At 51.6% G+C, this 21,227-nt stretch carries 22 protein-coding genes; 17 read left to right on the forward strand and 5 right to left on the reverse strand.

Going from position 1 to position 21,227, the window contains the following annotated elements; genetic code table 11:
• The first annotated feature begins 103 nt into the window (after positions 1-103).
• Genes JC793_RS02670 through JC793_RS02680 form a run of 3 tightly spaced genes read left to right on the forward strand, consistent with a single transcriptional unit; the run spans position 104 to position 1,703 of the window.
• A complete protein-coding gene (locus tag JC793_RS02670; RefSeq protein WP_218427421.1) occupies positions 104-427 on the forward strand; it encodes a YqcC family protein in 324 nt (107 codons plus the stop codon).
• An 8-nt stretch (positions 428-435) separates the two neighbouring features.
• Positions 436-1,212 carry a tRNA pseudouridine(65) synthase TruC gene (truC, locus tag JC793_RS02675; protein ID WP_247717356.1) on the forward strand — a complete coding sequence of 259 codons (777 nt, stop codon included), beginning with the start codon at positions 436-438 and terminating at the stop codon, positions 1,210-1,212.
• Positions 1,213-1,253: 41 nt separating this feature from the next.
• Positions 1,254-1,703, forward strand: coding sequence for a flavodoxin (locus JC793_RS02680; protein ID WP_046892779.1), 450 nt, complete (start codon positions 1,254-1,256; stop codon positions 1,701-1,703).
• 55 nt (positions 1,704-1,758) lie between these two features.
• Here the strand turns inward: JC793_RS02680 and JC793_RS02685 are convergent, their stop codons facing one another.
• From JC793_RS02685 to map, 5 genes are all read right to left on the reverse strand, one after another.
• Entirely contained in the window at positions 1,759-2,145 is a 387-nt protein-coding gene (locus JC793_RS02685) for a DUF3461 family protein (RefSeq protein ID WP_004237217.1), read from the reverse strand.
• A 106-nt stretch (positions 2,146-2,251) separates the two neighbouring features.
• Positions 2,252-3,076, reverse strand: coding sequence for a 2,3,4,5-tetrahydropyridine-2,6-dicarboxylate N-succinyltransferase (gene dapD, locus JC793_RS02690; protein ID WP_004242209.1), 825 nt, complete (start codon positions 3,074-3,076; stop codon positions 2,252-2,254).
• A gap of 37 nt (positions 3,077-3,113) precedes the next feature.
• The gene (glnD, locus tag JC793_RS02695) at positions 3,114-5,768 is read right to left on the reverse strand and encodes a bifunctional uridylyltransferase/uridylyl-removing protein GlnD (protein ID WP_166707000.1); all 2,655 of its coding nucleotides are present in this window, start codon (positions 5,766-5,768) and stop codon (positions 3,114-3,116) included.
• 84 nt (positions 5,769-5,852) lie between these two features.
• Positions 5,853-6,569, reverse strand: a complete 717-nt coding sequence (locus tag JC793_RS02700) for a hypothetical protein (RefSeq protein WP_218427423.1) — start codon at positions 6,567-6,569, stop codon at positions 5,853-5,855.
• Between the two features lie 76 nt (positions 6,570-6,645).
• Positions 6,646-7,443, reverse strand: coding sequence for a type I methionyl aminopeptidase (gene map, locus JC793_RS02705; RefSeq protein WP_054425207.1), 798 nt, complete (start codon positions 7,441-7,443; stop codon positions 6,646-6,648).
• 88 nt (positions 7,444-7,531) lie between these two features.
• Here map and JC793_RS02710 point away from each other — a divergent pair, with 88 nt between their 5' ends.
• The 14 genes from JC793_RS02710 (at position 7,532) to lpxA (ending at position 21,214) form a co-directional block, all read left to right on the forward strand.
• Positions 7,532-7,672 carry a hypothetical protein gene (locus JC793_RS02710; protein ID WP_166707002.1) on the forward strand — a complete coding sequence of 47 codons (141 nt, stop codon included), beginning with the start codon at positions 7,532-7,534 and terminating at the stop codon, positions 7,670-7,672.
• Positions 7,673-7,805: 133 nt separating this feature from the next.
• Positions 7,806-8,525, forward strand: coding sequence for a 30S ribosomal protein S2 (gene rpsB / locus JC793_RS02715; protein ID WP_004242214.1), 720 nt, complete (start codon positions 7,806-7,808; stop codon positions 8,523-8,525).
• 140 nt (positions 8,526-8,665) lie between these two features.
• Positions 8,666-9,517 carry a translation elongation factor Ts gene (tsf, locus tag JC793_RS02720; RefSeq protein ID WP_046892783.1) on the forward strand — a complete coding sequence of 284 codons (852 nt, stop codon included), beginning with the start codon at positions 8,666-8,668 and terminating at the stop codon, positions 9,515-9,517.
• Between the two features lie 120 nt (positions 9,518-9,637).
• Entirely contained in the window at positions 9,638-10,366 is a 729-nt protein-coding gene (gene pyrH / locus JC793_RS02725; RefSeq protein WP_107680637.1) for a UMP kinase, read from the forward strand.
• Between the two features lie 117 nt (positions 10,367-10,483).
• Positions 10,484-11,041, forward strand: coding sequence for a ribosome recycling factor (gene frr, locus JC793_RS02730; RefSeq protein WP_107680636.1), 558 nt, complete (start codon positions 10,484-10,486; stop codon positions 11,039-11,041).
• A gap of 333 nt (positions 11,042-11,374) precedes the next feature.
• Positions 11,375-12,571 (forward strand): 1-deoxy-D-xylulose-5-phosphate reductoisomerase, encoded by a 1,197-nt coding sequence (gene ispC / locus JC793_RS02735; RefSeq protein WP_046892786.1) that lies wholly within the window; start codon positions 11,375-11,377, stop codon positions 12,569-12,571.
• A 265-nt stretch (positions 12,572-12,836) separates the two neighbouring features.
• On the forward strand, positions 12,837-13,550 hold the full coding sequence (uppS, locus tag JC793_RS02740) for a polyprenyl diphosphate synthase (protein ID WP_230061373.1): 714 nt from the start codon (positions 12,837-12,839) through the stop codon (positions 13,548-13,550).
• A complete protein-coding gene (gene cdsA, locus JC793_RS02745; protein ID WP_166708907.1) occupies positions 13,543-14,400 on the forward strand; it encodes a phosphatidate cytidylyltransferase in 858 nt (285 codons plus the stop codon). Before uppS ends, cdsA begins: the two co-directional genes overlap by 8 nt.
• Before the next feature lie 26 nt (positions 14,401-14,426).
• The gene (gene rseP, locus JC793_RS02750; protein ID WP_080947971.1) at positions 14,427-15,782 is read left to right on the forward strand and encodes a sigma E protease regulator RseP; all 1,356 of its coding nucleotides are present in this window, start codon (positions 14,427-14,429) and stop codon (positions 15,780-15,782) included.
• A 41-nt stretch (positions 15,783-15,823) separates the two neighbouring features.
• Positions 15,824-18,220: an outer membrane protein assembly factor BamA gene (bamA, locus tag JC793_RS02755; RefSeq protein WP_052926356.1), complete on the forward strand. Its 2,397-nt coding sequence runs from the start codon at positions 15,824-15,826 to the stop codon at positions 18,218-18,220.
• A 110-nt stretch (positions 18,221-18,330) separates the two neighbouring features.
• Positions 18,331-18,831 (forward strand): OmpH family outer membrane protein, encoded by a 501-nt coding sequence (locus JC793_RS02760; RefSeq protein WP_107680631.1) that lies wholly within the window; start codon positions 18,331-18,333, stop codon positions 18,829-18,831.
• A gap of 3 nt (positions 18,832-18,834) precedes the next feature.
• Positions 18,835-19,863 carry a UDP-3-O-(3-hydroxymyristoyl)glucosamine N-acyltransferase gene (lpxD, locus tag JC793_RS02765; protein WP_218427425.1) on the forward strand — a complete coding sequence of 343 codons (1,029 nt, stop codon included), beginning with the start codon at positions 18,835-18,837 and terminating at the stop codon, positions 19,861-19,863.
• Between the two features lie 103 nt (positions 19,864-19,966).
• Positions 19,967-20,419: a 3-hydroxyacyl-ACP dehydratase FabZ gene (fabZ, locus tag JC793_RS02770; protein WP_004237234.1), complete on the forward strand. Its 453-nt coding sequence runs from the start codon at positions 19,967-19,969 to the stop codon at positions 20,417-20,419.
• A gap of 3 nt (positions 20,420-20,422) precedes the next feature.
• Positions 20,423-21,214, forward strand: a complete 792-nt coding sequence (gene lpxA, locus JC793_RS02775; RefSeq protein WP_046892790.1) for an acyl-ACP--UDP-N-acetylglucosamine O-acyltransferase — start codon at positions 20,423-20,425, stop codon at positions 21,212-21,214.
• Positions 21,215-21,227 lie beyond the last annotated feature (13 nt).

Genomic DNA, 21,227 nt, shown 5'->3' on the forward strand with positions numbered 1-21,227 from the left:
GACAGGAATTGATTTTTACTTATCTGACCTCAATGTTACGCTACAGATATCAGCGGCACCGGCTGCGGAAAAATAAATTTTACAGCGTAAACAGGTTTCGGTTATGACAAAACATCAGCAGATTACTGCGATCCTGGCGGATATAGAGAACGAGATGCGCGCCGTCGATCTGTGGCAGGGGCAGTCTCCGGCAGCAGAAGCATTTGAGAGTGAACTGCCGTTTGCAGTGGATACCATGAACGCCCACGAGTGGTTACAGTGGATCCTTATCCCGCGTCTGTACGCCATGATTGAGCAGGGCGCTGCACTGCCGTCTGCCTTTCAGATAGCCCCGTATTTTGAAGAGCATTACAGCGGGGATGAACAGGCTGCACGCTATCTGGTGCTGCTTAACCATTTACGGGCACTGGACGGGATTTTCGCGTGACACGATCATTGCAGGACACGTCATTACCGGAAAAGTCACTACCGGAAAAGCTATTACCGGAAAAACCATTACTGGAAATCTGTTATCAGGATGAACATATCATAGCGGTAAATAAACCTGCCGGATGGCTGGTGCACCGCAGCTGGCTTGACCGCCATGAAACGGTGTTTGTGATGCAGACTCTGCGTGATCAGATCGGCCAGCATGTTTTTCCGGTTCACCGTCTGGACAGGCCGACTTCCGGCGTCCTGCTGATGGGGCTGTCGTCTGATGTGGCACGGCTGCTGTCACAACAGCTTGAGCGGCATGAAATGCAGAAAACTTACCATGCGGTGGTACGCGGCTGGATCGAAGAAGCGGCCACGCTGGATTACCCGCTGGTGGAGGAGCTGGATAAAATTGCTGATAAGTTTGCGGCGGAAAAACCGGCGCAACCGGCGGTGACACACTACCGCCCGCTGGCGAAAGTGGAGTGTCCGGTGGCTATCGGGCGTTATCCCACATCCCGTTTTACCCTGACGGAACTGAAACCGGAAACCGGACGTAAACATCAGCTGCGCCGACATATGCGGCATTTGCGGCATCCGATTATCGGTGATACCGCCCACGGCGATCTGCGTCAGAACCGGGGGTTCACAGAACATTTCGGCAGCCGCAGGCTGATGCTGCACGCATCGGAGCTGGCGCTGACACATCCGGTCAGCGGAGAACCACTGGTGCTGCGTGCGGGATTTGATGACGCCTGGCAGCAGGTGGCAAAACAGCTGGGCTGGACATTACCCTGATTTGCTAATAATTTGATTTTACTGATTAAAAAGGACGGATAATGGCACGTATCGGTATTTTTATCGGCACAGTTTACGGCAACTCGCTGGCTGTGGGTGAAGAAGCACAGGCTATTCTGGAGCAGGCCGGTCATGAAGTGGTGTTATTTGATGAACCGGAACTGTCACAGTGGAAAGATTATCTCACGGATGTGGCGCTGGTGATCACCTCCACCACCGGGCAGGGCGATCTGCCGGATAATATCCGCGAACTGTTTGCCGGTCTGCGGGATGACATCGGTTATCAGCCGTCACTGCGCTACGGCATTATCGCACTGGGCGACAGCAGTTATGATCATTTTGCCGGCGGCGGCCGTCAGTTCGATGAGTTATTGCAGGAGCAGCAGGCACAGCGCATCGGGGAGATGCTGGTAATTGACGGCACGGAGGTTGACGCACCGGAAGAGTTCGCTCAGCCGTGGCTGACGGCCTGGGCGGCGCTGGTCAGCTGATGACGGAAAATAACGCCGCAGCAGCCTGACAGCACTGCGGCATTGTTTCATCCGGTTACTTGCGGGTCAGTTTTTCCAGATCACTTTCAATTTCAGCGATCTTATTGGACACCACGTGCTCCAGATGGCGGAGATCGTCCAGGATCTTACGCTTCAGATCGATTTCCGGCATTGCGCTTTCTGTCTGCTGGCAAATGGTATCCAGCTCTTCGATGACATAACGCAGGTTGCTGTTGATCTCGTTAATCTCTTTGAAACCCTGTGCATCCTGAATCGTTTTACGCTGACGCGGATACTTGAACTTCACGCTTTTGGCAAAAAATTCACCTTTATCCTTGCGGAAATAGATTTTCAGAATGTCATTGTTCGCTTCCTGACGAAGTGTGTAGCGATCAATATCTTCAGGATGCGTAATTCCCAGACTTTTTAAATTGTCATACATGTGCGCCACCTATTGATTGTTATTCTGTCCTGTTTCCGCCGGAAATGACGGAAGATAAGATGCACGGATAAAAAAATAGCGGAGTTATTATCCGCTATTTCTGAGATTAGTCTATGGTGCGTAACAATTCATTAATTCCGACCTTGCCGCGCGTTTTTTCATCCACTTTCTTGACGATCACCGCACAATAGAGGCTGTAACGGCCATCTTTTGACGGCAGATTGCCGGAGACAACAACGGAGCCTGCCGGGACGCGGCCGTAATGAATTTCGCCGGTTTCGCGATCATAGATTTTGGTGCTTTGACCGATATACACGCCCATGGAAATCACGGAGCCGGTTTCCACAATCACCCCTTCCACCACTTCGGAGCGTGCGCCGATAAAGCAGTTATCCTCAATAATGGTCGGATTGGCCTGTAACGGCTCTAACACCCCGCCGATGCCGACACCGCCGGAGAGATGCACATTTTTCCCGATCTGCGCGCAGGAGCCGACTGTTGCCCAGGTATCGACCATCGTGCCCTCATCCACATAGGCACCGATGTTGACATAAGACGGCATCAGCACGGTATTGCGGGCGATAAATGCACCCCGGCGGGCTGCCGCAGGCGGTACCACACGAAACCCTTCGCGCTCAAAACGCGCCTGATCGTAATCCGCGAATTTCATCGGGACTTTATCAAAGTAACGGGATTCAGCCCCGTCCATCACCTGATTGTCACTGATACGGAAAGAGAGCAGCACCGCTTTTTTCAGCCACTGATGTGTCACCCAGGTGCCGCCGATTTTTTCAGCGACCCGCAGTTTTCCGCTGTCCAGTAACTCAATCACCTGATTAACTGCATCACGCAGTGCCGGCGTGGCGGTGGCTGGTGTAACGGCGGCGCGATCTTCAAAGGCGGATTCAATAATGGCCTGTAATTGCTGCATCGGTGTTTGTTTCCTTTTATCTGGTGCTTTGATGAATTTACTCTGTTTTATCCTTTGAATTGAGGGCTTTTGTCAACCGTTCAGTCAGTTCTTCCTGAATATTTTTATCCAGCGCTTTATTATCCTTATCCGTCAGAATAAAAATATCTTCGACTTTTTCGCCGGTTGTGGTGATGCGTGCACCGTGCAGCTGAAGCCCGAGTCCGGCAAAAATCTGACCGACCTGCGCCAGCAGTCCGGGTTTATCCAAAGCATATAATTCCATGTAACTGCGCAGGCCGCGTTTATTGTGGATAAATTTTACCCGTGTCGGCACATCAAAATGGCGCAGTTTGGCCGGTGCTGTCCGGGTACGGTGATTCGGCACATAATCGGTGGTGACCGCCCCGGCCAGCGATTTACGGATAGTATTATGGCGGTCAGCAGCGAGCGGTTTGCCGTCCGGTTCCAGCACCACAAAGGAATCCATCGCCATATTGTCGCGGTTGGTAAAAATCTGCGCATTCTGCACACTGAGATTGCGGCGATCCAGCTCGCTGACCACAGAGGCAAACAGGGACGGGCGGTCGTCACACCAGATAAAAATTTCACTGCCGCCGTGACTGCGCTGATTACTGATCAGGATCAGCGGGGACGCCATATCATTTTTCAGCAGTGCGCCGGCATGCCAGGCGAGTTGTTCCGGGGTATGGCGTAAAAAATAGTCCGCATGACAGCGCGACCAGAACTGATTCAGTTTTTGCTCATCAGCCCCGTCCTGGCGCAGCAGGGCAAGCGCGCGGTCGCGGTGGTGGCGGATACGCTGGCGCAGATTGGGTTTATTGTGCACACCGCGCAGTAACTGGTTCTCTGTACTGATAAACAGTTCCCGCAGCAGACTGCGCCGCCAGCCGTTCCACAAAGAGGCATTGGTTGCCCATATATCGGCAACGGTCAGGCAGATAAGGTAACGGAGCCGCTCTGTACTCTGCACTTCAGCGGCAAATGTACGGATAACTTCCGGGTCCTGAATATCGCGGCGCTGCGCGGTCACAGACATCAGCAGATGTTTTTCCACCAGCCAGCTGACCAAATCCGTATCTTTTTCATTCAGGCCGTGATATTCACAAAACTCCCGCGCATCTGCGGCACCAAGAACGGCATGATCGCCCTGTCTGCCCTTGGCAATATCGTGGAACAGTGCCGCCAGGCGCAGCAGTTCCGGCTGCGGAAGTTCCGGATAAACATCCACACACACCGGATGATTCACCCGTTCGGATTCCCGCCCGAATGTATCGATTTTTCCCAGTACCCGCAGCGTATGCTCATCCACGGTATAGGCATGGAACAGATCAAACTGCATCTGCCCGACGATATTACCCCACAGCGGCATATACGCCCCCAGCACGCCATGGCGGTGCATCGGGACAAAAGCAGCACTCACACCGCGCGGATGGCGGAGAATCGCAATAAACAGCTCCCGGGCTTCCGGGTACTCCATCAGCGGGCGGCTGAGGTGACGGCGGGCGAGGCGCAGCCGGCGCAATGTGCCGGAATGAATACCGGTGATGGTGTCATCACAGGCCATCCGGTAAAACATCCGCATAATGGCGGCGGGATCCTCACTGAACAGCGAATCGCGGATAAGCCCGATGCGGTGGCCGTATAGCTGAAAATCGGTATCAAGGGGCTTGGGTGTGTCGTGGTGTCCGGCATGCAGAATCGCTTCGTCGAACAGTTGCAGCAGCATCTCATTGAGCTCAGACACCCGGCGGGTAACACGATAATATGCTTTCATCATCCGTTCGACCGGCTGATTGCGTTCACCGTCATAGCCGAGCTGTTCCGCCACACTGAGCTGACGGTCAAACAGCAGGCGGTTATCATAACGGCTCAGGGACAGATGCAGGGCAAAACGGATACGCCAGAGCATATCCAGACACTCATTCAGTTCTTCCCGTTCGGCATCAGTCAGGAAACCGGAACCGGCCATCTCATACAGGGAGGTCGCGCCGAAATGGCGGCGTGCCACCCAGAGCAGCGTGTGAATATCGCGCAGCCCGCCCGGACTGCTTTTGATGTCCGGCTCCAGATTATAACTGGTGCTGTGATAGCGGTCGTGGCGCTCCTTCTGTTCCGCCAGTTTGGCGGCAAAAAAGCGCGGTGACGGCCAGAAGCTGTCATCAAAGATCTGCCGCTGTAATTGCAGAAACAGGGGTAATGTGCCGCAGATAAGGCGGGATTCAATCAGATTGGTTGCGACGGTCAGATCACCCAGCCCTTCACGGATACAGTCATCCAGGGTGCGGACACTGTGCCCGACGGTCAGTTTCAGATCCCACAGCACGGCAATAAACTCACCGATTTTCGGTGTAAGTGCCTCCGGCAGCGGTGTTCTGCTCAGCAGCAGAATATCGATATCTGACAGCGGATGCAGTTCACGGCGCCCGTAACCACCGACGGCGACGAGGGCAAAATCCGGAACATCATCAAAACTGAAAAACTGCCACAGGCGGATCAGCAGCTGATCGATATAATCACTGCGGGTCAGCAGCAGGGTATGAACCGGATGACCTTCACGGAAGGCGCCGGCCTGCCAGCGGCGGTAATGCTCCAGGTGTTCCCGCAGCACCGGCAGCTGCAAATCATCATCGGTAAAGGATAACGGTGAGGCGGGTTTCAGGGCTGATGCGGTATTCCGGGCATTGTCCATACGGAGTCCTTGTGGCAGAGGCGTTCTGCTGCAAGGGTACTTCGTCAGCGGGGAAATAACCAGTTTTTTGCCGGGCGGGCGGGGTTATATCAGTACCGGGCCGGGGATCGGAACAAACTGTAAAATAATGCGTTTGTTTTCGTCATCCACGCGGTAGATCAGATTACTGCGGAAGTAATTATGCAGGACATCACTCAGATTAATATAAGTATCTTCGGCAATCCCGCAGCCGTTACTCTGTCCGTCCGTGCGGCACATGCCCTGATTGACGATATCTTTCAGATACGGGGAGGAGTGCAATATTTCCGGTGCGTTATCGTCGGTACTGAAGCTGAACAGTGACCGGTCAGGCGGTGCGGTAAGACGGGTGATGCGGTAGCTTTCTCCGGCATTCAGGTATTGTCTGCTCCCGGTCGCCAGTGCGGCAGTATCAATATTCAGGGCTGAGATGCTGATCCGTCCGCTGAAATAAGGATTTTCTGTCGGCAGCAGAATGTCTTTCGCGTTCGGAAATACCTGCTGAGACAAGGTAATCAGTGTGAAGTAGGAACTGAGACTGCCGGCCGGAACATACACGGACTGGTGATCAAACGCCGGTTTGGTAAAGGCCAGATCAAACAGATTCAGTTCATAAACATTCTGATGGATCAGCACACCGACAGCATACCCGCGCGCGACAAATTCTTTCTGCCACCAGCCGGATGATTTGGTCAGAAAATAGAGCGGCAGCAGCATGATAAGCAGAATCAGTGCGGTAACAGCGATAATGATACCGGCAGATTTCCGGGGGGATGTTGTCATTCCGTTCGTTCCTCAGCGTCCCGGCGGGCGGGGAGGTATCATGCCCGGCCTGTGTGCCGGACATGAAACAGGGCTGTTACTGTGCAACGAGAATGCGGGAAAGTGCGCCTTCTTCATCCTTGCGCAGTGTCATAATCTCACAGCCGTCATCGGTGACAACCAGCGTGTGCTCATATTGTGCGGATAAACCGCGATCTTTGGTTTTGACGGTCCAGCCGTCTTTCATGGTACGGATCCGGTAATCCCCGGTATTCAGCATCGGTTCGATGGTAAATGCCATGCCTTTTTTCAGCACCACACCGCCGTCGTCGCCGTCATAGTGCAGCACCTGAGGTTCTTCATGGAAACCTTCACCGATACCGTGGCCGCAGTAATCACGGACGACAGAGTAATCATGGCCTTCCGCAAATTTCTGGATGGCGGCACCGAGAGTCCGCAGACGGATACCCGGTTTTACCATACGCAGGGCCAGATAGAGGCTTTCCTGCGTTACGCGGCACAGACGTTCGCCCTGAATCGTCGGTTTCCCGGCGATAAACATAGCGGAGGTGTCACCGTGGAAACCGTCTTTGATAACGGTGACATCGATATTCACAATATCGCCGTTTTTTAAGATTTTATCTTCGCTCGGAATGCCGTGGCAGACCACATCATTGACGGAGATACAGACAGATTTCGGGAAGCCGTGATAACCGAGACAGGCGGAAATGGCCTGCTGTTTTTCGGTAATATGCTCGTGGCAGATGCGGTCGAGTTCACCGGTACTGACACCCGGCACAACATGCGGGGCGATAATTTCGAGCACTTCGGCCGCAAGACGACCGGCGACACGCATCTTCGCGATGTCGTCTTCTGTTTTGATTGTGATTGCCATAATTATTGATATCCGAACCGGGAATACCCCGTTGCTTTACTTAGGAAACTGGTACTGAGTCGCGGTATGTTATCAGCCGGAGAAAAAGATGCCAATCATTGCGCGGAAACCCGGCGGACGGCAGGCCGCCGCCGGCATGAAAACTGAAGAAAATGTGGTATCGCTGTTGCTTTTATGGTATAAAGCGCGCCGGCATTCCGTGTATTTTGCCCGGTTGCCGGAAACTTAAATTAACTCAACTGTTATAACACACACGAATCGGCACATGCGCCGGGGTGCTCCGAAGCTTTACGCTGACAGGGAGTCGGAAGCATGGGATTCGTGGAGGCATAACCCCAACTTATTATTTACAGAGGTTTAAAATGGCTACTGTTTCCATGCGCGATATGCTCCAGGCGGGCGTTCACTTCGGTCACCAGACTCGTTACTGGAACCCGAAAATGAAACCATTCATCTTTGGTGCCCGTAACAAAGTGCATATCATCAACCTGGAAAAAACTGTTCCGATGTTCAACGACGCGTTAGCTGAACTGAACAAAATCGCTTCACGTAAAGGTAAAATCCTGTTCGTAGGTACTAAACGTGCTGCAAGCGAAGCGGTACAGGAAGCTGCAATCAGCTGTGACCAGTTCTTCGTGAACCACCGCTGGTTAGGCGGTATGCTGACTAACTGGAAAACAGTTCGTCAGTCAATCAAACGCCTGAAAGATTTGGAAGCACAGTCTCAGGACGGTACTTTTGACAAACTGACCAAGAAAGAAGCGCTGATGCGTACCCGTGAACTTGGTAAGTTAGAAAATAGCCTGGGTGGTATCAAAGACATGGGCGGTTTACCTGACGCTCTGTTTGTTATCGATGCTGAGCACGAACACATTGCAATCAAAGAAGCAAACAACCTGGGTATCCCTGTATTTGCTATCGTTGATACTAACTCTGATCCGGACGGTGTTGATTTCATCATCCCCGGTAACGACGATGCAATCCGTGCAATCAAGCTGTACCTGGGCGCAGTCGCGACTTCTGTCCGCGAAGGCCGTTCACAGGATCTGGCTGTTCAGGCTGAAGAATTAGCCGCTGAATAATCTGAGTCTGCTCTCTGAGCGCTCTTATTAACCAGGTATTGCTGCAAATGGTTAGGGAGCCGTCATGGCTCCCTATACGCATCTGATATATGAACAACTCCCCGCAGAAACAGTTTCTGCGAGCTCATCGAGGAAATAACATGTCTGGAATTACCGCTGCATTGGTAAAAGAACTGCGTGAACGTACCGGCGCAGGTATGATGGAATGTAAAAAAGCACTGGTTGAAGCAAACGGTGATATCGAATTAGCTATCGATAACATGCGTAAATCCGGCCAGGCAAAAGCAGCGAAAAAAGCAGGCCGTGTTGCTGCTGAAGGCGTTATCTTATCTGCGATCAGCGCAGATGCTAAATTCGGTGCACTGATCGAAGTTAACTGTGAAACAGACTTCGTTGCAAAAGATACCGGTTTCCTGGCATTCGCACAGGATATCCTGAACTTCGTTATGGCTGAGAAAACTGCGGATGCAGAAGCTATCGTTGCCAAATTCGAAGAACAGCGTGTTACTCTGGTTGCTAAAATCGGTGAAAACATCAGCTTCCGTCGTGCTGCTATCTTAGAAGGCGACATGGTTGGTTCTTACATGCACGGCGCACGTATCGGTGTTCTGGTTGCTGCTACCGGTGCAAACGAAGAACTGATCAAACACATTGCTATGCACGTTGCTGCAAGCAAACCTGAATATACCAAACCTGAAGATGTTCCTGCTGATGTTGTTGCTCACGAGAAACAAATCCAGCTGGATATCGCAATGCAGTCTGGTAAACCTCAGGAAATCGCAGAGAAAATGGTTACCGGCCGTATGAACAAATTCACCGGCGAAATCTCTCTGACCGGTCAGCCGTTCGTTATGGACCCAAGCAAATCTGTCGGCGACCTGCTGAAAGAAAACAAAGCAGACGTGACTGCATTCATCCGTTTCGAAGTGGGTGAAGGTATCGAGAAAGCTGAAGCTGACTTCGCTGCAGAAGTCGCGGCAATGAGCAAATAATCATTGCATATCAGAGCCGCCGGAAGGCGGTTCTGTTTTATCTGTTGTACCCCTGTTTATCATCCGGGCTTTCGTCCGGGTATCTCTGGCAATAAATTCATCTGTTTAGGACAGAACACCATGGCTACCAATGCAAAACCTGTTTATCAACGTATTCTGCTGAAGCTCAGTGGCGAGGCTTTACAAGGGAATGAAGGTTTCGGAATTGATGCGACTGTACTTGACCGTATGGCGCAGGAAATTAAGGAACTGGTTGAACTGCAGATTCAGGTCGGTGTCGTTATTGGCGGGGGCAATCTGTTTCGCGGCGCAGGGCTGGCCGAAGCCGGTATGAACCGTGTTGTCGGTGACCATATGGGTATGCTGGCAACCGTGATGAACGGCCTGGCAATGCGTGATGCACTTCACCGCGCCTATGTGAATGCACGGCTGATGTCTGCAATTCCGCTCAACGGCGTTTGTGATAACTACAGCTGGGCTGAAGGGATCAGTCTGTTACGTCACGGCCGGGTGGTTATTTTCTCTGCCGGAACAGGCAACCCATTCTTTACCACGGATTCTGCGGCCTGTCTGCGCGGGATCGAAATTGAAGCGGATGTGGTTCTGAAAGCCACAAAAGTGGATGGCGTTTACTCAGCCGATCCGGCAAAAGACCCGGATGCAGTGCTGTATGAAAAACTCAACTATCAGGATGTGCTGGAACGCGAACTGAAAGTGATGGATCTGGCGGCCTTTACCCTGGCCCGTGACCATAACCTGCCAATCCGTGTTTTCAACATGAATAAGCCCGGCGCATTACGCCGCGTCGTGATGGGCGAGAACGAAGGTACCTTGATTTCGCGTGACTAAACGCCGGGACACCGGCGGAATTTGACGGTATCATTTAAACATCGATTCGCCAAAATTATATGCGGGCCGCGCGACAGGCACGGTCTGAAAAATTACCCGTTTCCAAGGACTCATAACGTGATTAATGAAATCCAGAAAGACGCGCAGGAACGCATGGAAAAATGCGTCGAGTCGCTGAAATCCCAAATCAGTAAAGTGCGCACAGGCCGTGCTTCTCCGAGCCTGCTGGACGGTATCGTTGTTGAATATTACGGTACACCGACTCCGCTGCGCCAGTTAGCTAACGTGGTTGTGGAGGATTCACGCACCCTGGCTATCACCGTATTTGACCGTTCAATGTCACCGGCTATCGAAAAAGCGATTATGGCCTCTGACCTTGGTTTAAACCCGTCATCTGCCGGTACAGTTATCCGTGTTCCGCTTCCTGCGCTGACCGAAGAGCGTCGTAAAGACCTGATCAAAGTGGTCCGTGGTGATGCAGAGCAGGGTCGTATTGCGGTACGTAACGTCCGCCGTGATGCGAACGATAAAGTCAAAGCACTGCTGAAAGATAAAGAAATCAGTGAAGATGATGACCATCGTTCCCAGGACGACGTTCAGAAAATGACTGACCTGTTTATCAAAAAAATCGACGATGCACTGGCAGCAAAAGAAAAAGAGCTGATGGAATTCTGATCCGGATGCTGTGCTGAACAGAACATACAGAAATAGTGCCTGACGGCACTATGAGATTGCTGACAAAGCAGGATAAAACGCGGTTTTTCCTGCTTTGTGTTATCAGTCGAAAGTGTTATCAGCCGAAAATCAATAAATTGATTTTCCTGGTTTATTTTTACAACCTCTGTCGGTCGTCGCCAATCCCTGCGGGGTTGTCAACGGCCTGAAATAGTGCCTGAGGGCACTATTTTTTTACTTATCAGTCGCGGAAATGACTTCTCACTCTCCGTTCACCAAAGTGCTATACTTTTGCGATTCGAAATAACGATAAAGTAATATTGAGTATTTATCATGAAAGGTTTGGCAATTCTCGGTTCCACGGGATCTATCGGTAAAAATACACTTTCCGTCATTCGTCAGCATCCGGATTTATTCCGTGCCGTGGTTCTGGCAGCCGGAAAAAATGTTCAGACGATGTTTGAACAGTGTCTGGAATTTAAACCCCGCTATGCGGTGTTATCCGATGAAGTGGCCGCCGGTGAATTGCGAATTCAGCTGAAACTCCACGGCAGCGCAACAGAAGTGCTCAGCGGCAGTGCCGCTATTTGCGAACTGGTTCAGCTGGATGAGGTGGATCAGGTTATGGCGGCAATTACCGGTGTGGCCGGTCTGCTGCCGACTCTTGCGGCGATCCGCGCGGACAAACGTATTCTGCTGGCAAACAAAGAAGCCCTGATCACCAGCGGACGCCTGTTTTTTGCTGCCATGAGCACAAGCCGTGCCGAACTGTTTCCTATCGACAGCGAACATAACGCGATTTTTCAGTCCCTGCCGTCTGCCGTGCAGCTATCGCTGGGACATGCTGACCTGAATGCCGCAGGTGTTGATTCCGTTATCCTGACCGGCTCCGGCGGCCCGTTCCGTGAAACGCCTTTATCTGAACTGGTGAATATGACACCGGATCAGGCCTGTGCACACCCGAACTGGTCAATGGGACGCAAAATTTCCGTGGATTCCGCCACGATGATGAATAAGGGCCTTGAATATATTGAGGCACGTTATTTCTTTAATGCATCAGCAAAACAAATGGAAGTTATTGTGCACCCGCAGTCGGTGATTCATTCGATGGTCCGCTATACTGACGGCAGCATTATTGCACAGCTGGGGACGCCGGATATGCGCACACCGATAAGCTATTCAATGAGTTATCCCGGACGTATCACCGCCGGAGCTGAACGCCTTGATTTTACCCGTATGGGCGGACTGACCTTTGAAGAGCCGGATTATAACCGTTACCCGTGCCTGAAACTGGCGATTGAAGCCTGTGATGACGGGCAGGCGGCCACAACCGCGATGAACGCGGCCAATGAAGAAACTGTACAGGCATTTCTGCAAAATAAAATCCGTTTCACAGATATCGCGCAAATAAACCGGATGGTAGTGGAAAATCACCGGTTTACGGAACCTCAGTCGATTGACGATGTCCTTATTATTGATAAACAAACGCGGGAACTGACCCGTAAATCAATCGGAAAAATCGCGAAGTAATTAATTTATATTAACGGGTTGCGTTTGTCGGTGAATAGCGCAAGTGATATAGTTCAGCGTTACGATTTCTGTAAATCAGACTTTTAATGACCGGTTAACGACACTATGACGTTATCACTGACAAACAGAGACAACACCGTGAACCTGCACGGTGTTTTTGTGTCTGACGCCATGTATTAACCGATACCTCAAAGGATTAACTTGCGTGACAGTATCCAGTGAAAATGCCTCAGAAAAGCCGGGACCTCAGCATGTCGCCATTATTATGGACGGCAACGGCCGCTGGGCAAAAAAACGCGGAAAATTGCGGGTTTCCGGCCATCGCGCAGGGATCAAATCGGTCCGCAGTTCGGTCAGTTTTGCCATCAAAAACCAGATAAAATCTCTGACACTTTATGCCTTCAGCAGTGAGAACTGGAACCGTCCTGAACAGGAAGTTCACTCACTGATGGAGTTGTTTGTCTTTGCGCTGGATAACGAAGTCAAAAGTCTGCACAAACATAATGTCAGATTATCCGTTATCGGTGATGTGAGCCGGTTCAGCCCGCGTCTGCAGGAGCGTATCCGCCGTGGTCAGGTGCTGACTGCCAATAATACCGGTTTACAACTGAATATCGCCGCCAACTACGGCGGACGCTGGGATATCACCCACAGTGTTAAACAGGTGATTGCACAAGTACAGCGCGGTGAATTATCCGCTGAAGATGTCAGCGAACAGGATATCAGCCGTCATATCTCTCTTCATGATCAGCCGCCGATTGATCTCGTGATCCGGACCGGCGGCGAGCATCGCATCAGCAATTTCCTGCTCTGGCAGGTTGCGTATGCCGAATTTTATTTTACAGAAGTGCTGTGGCCTGACTTTGATGAAAACGCTTTCAGTAATGCAATAACATCGTTTACACAGCGTGAGCGCCGTTTCGGCGGAACCACACCTGATGATCAGTCTGAGCAGGCTCCGGGAGGAAATGTTGCTTAAGTACCGTCTTATTACTGCCATTATTTTAATTCCGCTGGTACTGCTGGCGATGTTTATGCTCGCGCCGGCACATTTCGGCTGGGTGGTGATCGCCGTATGCGGGCTGGCCGGCTGGGAATGGGCGCAATTTGCGGGTCTGAAAGGTGCCGGACAGCGTATTATCACCGGTGTGGTGTTTGCAGCCGGTCTGACGGCCTGGCAACTGACACTGGATATGACTAACCTGATGGCCGATGCTGCGGTGCAGGGCAGTCTGTGGGCGTCACTGGTCTGGTGGGTATGCGCAGTGCTTCTGGTGATCAGTTTCCCGAAATCAGCCGCGTTGTGGAAAGATTCCGTGATTATCCGCCTTATCTTCGGTGTGGTAACGATTGTGCCGTTTTACAGCGGTATGATGGTGCTGCGCACTCAGGGCTATGCGGGCGGTGATGTGTATCAGGGCGCCTGGTGGCTGCTGTATGTCATGCTGCTGGTCTGGGCGGCTGACTCCGGTGCGTATGCTTTCGGTCGTCTGCTGGGCAAACACAAAATGGCACCGCGCGTCTCACCGGGCAAAACCCTGGAAGGTCTGGCAGGCGGTCTGATCACGGCCGGGCTGGTTTCCTGGTTATTCAGTCACTATTCGCCGTTACAGACACTGCCGGAAAATCTGATTATTGTGTCAGTGATTGTGGTGCTGATTTCTGTATTCGGTGATCTGACCGAAAGTATGTTTAAACGTCAGTCCGGCGTGAAGGACAGCAGTCAGCTGATCCCGGGGCATGGCGGCGTAATGGATCGCATTGACAGCCTGACCGCGGCAGTACCGGTATTTGCCGGTCTGATCCTGTTAGTATTCTCCGGCTTTTAAGCACACCGGGAGCAGACAGAAAACGCATGATGACTTTTATCTGGAACTCAGCCGCTTTTATTATTGCGCTGGGAATTTTGGTTACCGTACATGAGTTCGGGCACTTTTGGGTGGCCCGGCGCTGCGGTATTTTTGTCGAACGGTTTTCCGTCGGTTTCGGCAAAGCACTCTGGCGCCGCACAGACAGACACGGAACAGAATTTGTCATCGCGGTAATTCCGCTCGGCGGTTATGTCAAAATGCTGGATGAGCGCGTGGAGCCGGTTGCACCGGAGCGTCGTCATCAGGCGTTTAATAACAAAACGGTCGGCCAGCGGGCGGCAGTGGTCAGTGCAGGGCCGATTGCTAACTTCCTGTTAGCCATCGTGGCGTACTGGATTGTCTTTATGATCGGGGTTCCGGCCGTTCGCCCGGTGGTGGCGGATATCCGCGCGGGATCGGTCGCAGAACAGGCAAATATTTTGCCCGGGATGGAACTAAATGCCGTTGACGGTATCGAAACGCCTGACTGGAGCAGTGTGCGTCTGGCGATGATCAGTAAAATCGGCGACGATTTCACGGTTCTGAATGTGATTCCGGAACCGGGCTCAGCGCCTGCGGAAAAACGTCTGGACCTCACCCGCTGGAAATTTGATCCGGAAAAACAGGACGCTGTTCTGTCTCTGGGTATCATGCCGGTATCTGCACAGGTCAGTAATGAGATTAATGTCCTGACGCCGGGAGGGCCTGCCGAAAAAGCCGGTTTACAACCGGGGGACAGGATCGTTAAAGTAGGCGGGGAACCGCTGACCGTCTGGCAGCCGTTTACGCTTTTTGTACGTAATAGTCCCGGAAAAACACTCGATTTACTGATAGAGCGGGGCGGAGAACATATTCATGTTCCTCTCACGACAGAGATAAAAAACAGCGGCGGCAGTAAACAAATTGGTTTTGCCGGTGTCGAATTAAAGGTGATTCCGCTCGACCCGCAATATATTACTGAGCATCAGTACGGGCCGGTGGAAGCGGTTGCCGAGGCAACCGGGAAAACCTGGCAGTTAATGAATCTGACCGTGAAGATGATCGGTAAGCTGGTGACCGGTGATGTAAAACTGAATAATCTCAGCGGTCCGGTATCGATTGCGAAAGGTGCCGGTATTTCCGCCGATTCCGGCTTAGTGTATTATCTGATGTTTCTGGCGCTCATCAGCGTCAATTTAGGGATCATTAATCTGTTCCCGCTGCCAGTTTTAGATGGTGGACACCTGTTATTCCTGCTTATCGAGAAGATAAAAGGCGGGCCGGTGTCCGAGCGTGTACAAGACTTCAGTTATCGTATTGGTGTAATGGCACTGGTACTGTTGATGGGGCTTGCACTTTTCAATGATTTCTCCCGCTTCTGATTAAGGAAGACCGGGACCGGTAAGGAAAACGCATAACAACGATGGCGATGAAAAAGTTGCTCATAGCGTCGCTGCTGCTTGGCAGCTTCACTGCATACGGTTCAGACGGATTCGTGGTTCAGGACATTCAGTTTGAAGGTCTTCAGCGCGTCGCCGTTGGTGCTGCATTACTGAACATGCCTGTCCGTGTCGGTGACACGGCAAGCGATGAGGATATCGGACGTACCATTCGCGCACTGTTCGCGACCGGTAACTTTGAGGATGTCCGCGTCCTGCGTGATGGTAATGTACTGCTGGTTCAGGTGAAGGAACGTCCGACCATTGCAAATATCACCTTCTCGGGTAACAAATCCGTGAAGGACGACATGCTCAAACAGAACCTGGAAGCATCCCGTATCCGCGTCGGGGAAGCCCTTGACCGGACGATGCTGTCAAACATTGAAAAGGGACTGGAAGACTTCTATCACAGCGTCGGTAAATACAACGCAACAGTAAAAGCTGTTGTCACACCACTGCCGCGCAACCGTATTGACGTGAAATTCGTCTTTGCGGAAGGGGTTTCCGCAACTATTCAGCAGATCAATATCGTTGGTAACACACAGTTTACCACCGCTGAACTGGTTAACCGTTTCCAGCTGCGCGATGATGTGCCGTGGTGGAACCTGGCGGCTGACCAGAAATACCAGAAACAGAAACTGGCCGGTGATCTCGAAACCCTGCGCAGCTTCTATCTGGATCGCGGTTACGCGAAATTCAATATCGATTCGACTCAGGTCAGCCTGACGCCGGATAAAAAAGGTATCTATATCACCATCAACGTGACCGAAGGCGATCAGTATCAGATTGCCGGTGTTCAGGTTGCGGGTGAAACCGCAGGTCACTCCGCTGAAATTACTGAGCTGACTGCGATTGAGCCGGGTTCACTCTATAACGGTGCGCAGGTCACCAAAATGGAGAATGATGTCAAAAATATGCTCGGCCGCTATGGCTATGCATATCCGCGCGTCATGACCCAGCCGGAAATTAATGAAGCCGACAAAACCGTGGTTCTGCATGTAAATGTGGATGCCGGTAACCGTTTCTATGTCCGCCAGATCCGTTTCGCCGGTAACGACGTGAGTAAAGACTCCGTTCTGCGCCGTGAAATGCGTCAGATGGAAGGGGCATGGTTAGGTAACGATCTGGTCGAGGCCGGTAAAGAGCGTCTGAACCGTACCGGTTACTTTGAAACCGTTGAGGTGGAAACCCAGCGTGTGCCGGGTGTGCCGGATCAGGTCGACGTTGTCTATAAAGTCAAAGAGCGTAACACCGGTTCCCTGAACTTTGGTGTGGGCTTTGGTACTGAAAGCGGCGTCAGCTTCCAGGTGGGTGTCACCCAGGATAACTGGTTAGGTACCGGTTATCAGGTCGGTGCTAACGCCAGTAAAAACGATTACTCCACTTACGCGGAACTGTCACTGACTGACCCGTTCTTCACCGTAGATGGTGTGAGTCTCGGTGGTCGTATCTTCTATAACGACTTCCGTGCTGATGATGCGGACTTGTCCGGTTACACCAACAAAACCTATGGTGTGGATGGTACGCTCGGCTTCCCGATCAACGAAAATAACTCTTTCCGTTTAGGTCTGGGTTATGTGCATAACACCCTGTCACGTATGGAACCGCAGGTTAATATGTGGCGTTATCTGCACTCAATGGGTGAAGATCCGAACTATAAAGATCGTGCAGAATTCCGTGCCGATGACTTCACGTTTACAACCGCCTGGGTTTATAACAACCTTGACCGCGGCTACTTCCCGACCTCCGGTGTGAAATCCACCGTGAGTGCGAAAGTCACGATTCCGGGCTCTGATAACGAATACTATAAACTGATCGCAGATACCACCGGTTACTACCCGATTGACGAAAACGGCAGCTGGGTTGTGATGGGCCGCGGTCGTTTAGGCTTCGGTGATGGTCTCGGCGGCAAAGAACTGCCGTTCTATGAGAACTTCTATGCAGGTGGTTCCGGTACTGTCCGCGGTTTCCGTTCCAATACTATCGGTCCGAAAGCGGTCTATTATGACGGAGCATCCGATAAGTTACGCAATGACAGCCCGTCCCGTGATGCTATCGGGGGTAACGCAATGGCGGTGGCCAGTATGGAACTGATCACACCGACACCGTTTATCGACGAAAAATACACGAATTCTGTCCGCACATCACTCTTTATGGATGCCGGTACAGTGTGGGATACCAACTGGGACAATACTGAGCTCATGCAGAAGTATGGTATTCCTGATTACAGTAAAGCAGGGAACATCCGTGTCTCCGCCGGTGTCGCGTTCCAGTGGATTTCTCCGCTCGGACCATTGGTCTTCTCGTATGCGAAGCCAATCAAAGACTACCAGGGTGACCGGACAGAACAGTTCCAGTTTAATATCGGTAAGACCTGGTAATTGCGGTACAGGGTTACCATACGTAATAACCAGTACGCTCAGTGTGCAAAGGGAATCTTTACCATTGGGTTTAATATCCAACCAGTAAATGGTGTTTAAGGGGTTTTATTGTGAAAAAGTTATTAACTGCTGCCAGCGTAGGTATGGTATTAGCGATGTCTGCCGGTGCTGCTCAGGCTGCTGACAAGATCGCGGTTGTCAATATCGGTGAAGTTGTCCAGAAAATGCCGGGCCGTGAAGCGGCAGCAAAACAACTGGAAAACGAATTCAAAAGCCGTGGTACTGAACTGCAGAGCTTAGAAAAAGATCTGCAGACCCGTGCTCAGAAACTCCAGAAAGACGGCGCGTCCATGAAAGACAGCGAGCGTCAGAAACTGGCCGGTGAATTCGATACCAAACGTGCTGACTTCGCGAAAAAAGCCCAGTCATTTGATCAGGACTTCCAGCGCCGTCAGATGGAAGAGCGTAACAAAGTCATGAAACGTGTTGAAGATGCAGTGAAATCTGTTGCTTCAAAAGGCGGATATGATGTTGTGATCGATGCTAACGCGGTTGCATATTCCGTTTCCGGCATTGATATCACTGCTGATGTTCTGAAACAGGTTAAATAATTAATGTCTTCCATTCGATTAGCTGATCTCGCTCAGCAGTTGAATGCAACGTTACACGGTGATGGCGGTCTCGTCATCACCGGTATCGCGCCTATGCATTCAGCAAACAGCGGGCAAATTACCTTTCTGTCTGATGCCCGTTACCGGGAAAAACTGGCCGGTTGTCAGGCGGGTGCTGTGGTATTGCGTGAAGACGATTTACCGTTTTGTCAGGTTGCGGCCCTTGTGGTCAAAGATCCGTACCTGGCGTATGCGCACATGGCGCAGATTATGGATACCACACCGGCTCCGGCTGACAGTATTCATCCGTCTGCGGTGATTGATCCGTCAGCCTCACTCGGGGCGAATGTGTCAGTCGGTGCGAATGCTGTGATTGAGTCCGGCGTTGTCCTGGGTGACGATGTCATCATCGGCGCAGGTTCGTTTGTCGGCAAGAATACCAAAATCGGTGCCAAAACCCGTATCTGGGCAAATGTCACTGTATACCACGGGATTGTGATGGGTGAAGGCTGCCTGGTTCACTCCAACACCGTTATCGGTGCGGACGGATTCGGATATGCCAACGATCGCGGTCAGTGGGTAAAAATCCCTCAGCTGGGTTCCGTCATTATCGGCGACCGGGTTGAAATCGGCTCCTGTACCACTATCGACCGTGGTGCATTAGAAAACACGGTGATCGGCAATGGTGTTATCATTGATAACCAGTGCCAGATTGCCCATAACGTCATAATCGGCGACAACACCGCAGTAGCCGGTGGCGTGATTATGGCCGGGAGCCTGAAAATCGGCCGCAACTGTATGATTGGCGGAGCAAGCGTCATTAATGGTCATATGGAAATCTGCGATCGCGTCGTTGTGACAGGCATGGGCATGGTAATGCGGCCTATCACCGAACCGGGTGTATACTCCTCCGGTATTCCGTTACAGCCAAACAAAACATGGCGTAAAACTGCCGCGCTGGTGATGAATATCAGCGAAATGAATAAACGCCTCAAGGCGGTCGAACGGCAGCTGGATAACGACGATAAATAACAGCGCATTTTGCGGTATTTTTGCGGCCTGCTAACCGCGTGACGGGTATAGCAGGCCGTGTTATTAATAAGACATATGACAAAGAGACAGGAAGAGTATTCTGATGAGTGACAACCATACTCTCAAAATTGATGAAATTTTAGAGCTTCTTCCGCACCGGTATCCGTTTTTATTAGTGGATCGCGTGCTGGATTTTGAAGAAGGTAAATTTTTACGTGCCGTGAAAAACGTATCGTTTAATGAGCCGTTTTTCCAGGGGCACTTCCCGGGCAAACCGATTTTTCCGGGCGTTCTTATTCTGGAAGCGATGGCTCAGGCCACCGGCATTCTGGCGTTCAAAAGCCTGGGTAAATTAGAGCCGGGTGAACTGTATTATTTTGCCGCCATTGATGACTGTCGCTTTAAACGCCCGGTACTGCCGGGAGACCAGATGATCCTCGAAGTGACTTTCCATAAGGAACGCCGCGGCGTTGCCCGTTTCACGGGTGTTGCGAAAGTTGACGGAGAAGTTGCCTGCGAAGCTACCATGATGTGTGCACGCCGCCGTGAGGGGTAATAAATGATCGATAAAACCGCCCGGATTCACCCGTCTTCCATTATCGAAGACGGTGCCGTTATTGGTGCCAATGTCACCATCGGTCCTTTCTGCTGTATTGGTGCGGATGTTGAGATCGGTGAAGGGACTGAAATTAAGTCCCATGTTGTGATTAATGGTCATACCAAAATTGGTCGCGATAACCAGATTTTCCAGTTTGCCTCCATTGGTGAGATAAACCAGGATCTGAAATACAATGGTGAACCGACCCGCGTCGAAATCGGTGATCGTAACCGTATCCGCGAAAGTGTGACTATTCATCGCGGCACCGCGCAGGACACCGGCGTTACCCGTATCGGTAACGACAACCTGCTGATGATCAATGCGCATGTTGCTCACGACTGTGTGATCGGCAACCACTGTATCATTGCCAACAACGGAACCCTGGCGGGTCATGTCACTCTGGATGACTATGTTATCCTGGGTGGTTTATCGGCTGTTCATCAGTTCTGCCGTATCGGTGCCCACGTAATGGTCGGCGGCTGTTCCGGTGTGGCACAGGATATCCCGCCGTTCTTAATCGCGCAGGGTAACCATGTGACCGCTTTCGGACTCAATGCTATCGGCCTTAAACGCCGTGGTTTTGATAAAGATGATATCAGTGCGTTACAGAATGCGTATAAGGTTCTGTACCGCAGTAATCTGACGCTGGCAGAAGCCAAAGTACAGTTAGCTGAACTGGCGAAAGAAAACGTCCACGTAAAAGCGTTCGCTGACTTCCTGGATACCGCTGAACGCGGGATCATCCGTCCGTAATTGCGGGGGCTGC

The organism is Morganella morganii (assembly GCF_019242955.1).
GTDB classification, from domain to species: Bacteria; Pseudomonadota; Gammaproteobacteria; order Enterobacterales; family Enterobacteriaceae; genus Morganella; species Morganella sibonii.